This window comes from Pseudoalteromonas sp. SWYJZ98, from assembly GCF_015864495.1.
Taxonomy (GTDB): domain Bacteria; phylum Pseudomonadota; class Gammaproteobacteria; order Enterobacterales; family Alteromonadaceae; genus Pseudoalteromonas; species Pseudoalteromonas distincta.
In genome coordinates this window covers 1-799 of sequence record NZ_JADYXA010000101.1, presented here as the reverse complement: position 1 = coordinate 799, position 799 = coordinate 1, and the positions used below count along the sequence as shown (strand labels likewise).

Sequence of the window (799 nt, the reverse complement as noted above, 5' to 3'; positions counted from 1 at the left end):
GGATCGCACGGCTGTTGGCAGCCATGGAGCGGATCATGTTGGCGGCGTTCGCGGGACCCCAGAGCTTGGTGGCGGCTTCCAGCATTGCTGCCTTGCCGATCTTCAGCGCTTCGCTTTCGGGTTCCATCAGGCCGGTGAACTTGAACTTCGGCGCGCCGCCGTTCATGCCCTCGCCGGGCTTGAAGATGTCGAGCCATGCCGCCCGCAGGCCCTTGAGGATGACGGGTTGGGAAGATGCGAAATTGCTCATGTCTGCGCTTTCAGAGTTTCAGTTTTCAGGAAAAAAGATCGCTGTTGTCAGCGGGCGGTACGTCTCCGAACCCGTCCAGCGCGGTGGCGATGGTCGGTCTCGGGTCAGTTTCTAGGACGATGCTGGGCTTGCCAATGTCCTGTGTGATGAGCGCCTGCAGTCGGTTCCACTGAGTGGGGCCGAGCACAGGCGGTAGTGTGGGTTCACCTTTCTTGGCCTTGGGCGCCTTCACCAACTTCTCGGCGGTGGTGGGCGAGATGAGCGACTGGGTATACATCTGGTCGGTCTTCAGGCGCATCTTCTTCAGCGCGGCCTCGGCCTCGGTCTCGTCAGTCCAGGTGCGTGCACCCTTCTTGCCTTCGACCAGCTTGTAGGCCACGCCGTCGGCGCGAGCCACGCGCTTGCCTGCCTGCAGCGCCTCGTACACGCGCTCGCCCACCGCCTTCAGCCAGGTGGAGACCAGCGGCACGAGGCGGTAGGCTTCGCCCAGCTCGATCTCGGCGGGGGTGCGCACCTTGGGCTCGTCGGTGTCGAAGCCTTCGAGCGCGA

General features: G+C 63.6%; 2 protein-coding genes. Both read right to left on the bottom strand.

What is annotated here, in order from left to right; all coding sequences use genetic code 11:
* On the bottom strand, positions 1–250 hold a 250-nt coding region (locus tag I6F10_RS20000; protein WP_197099316.1), incomplete at its 3' end, for an ssDNA-binding protein.
* Between the two features lie 25 nt (positions 251–275).
* Positions 276–799, bottom strand: a 524-nt coding sequence (locus I6F10_RS19995; protein ID WP_197099315.1) for a DUF2800 domain-containing protein, incomplete at its 5' end; no start/stop codon positions are given.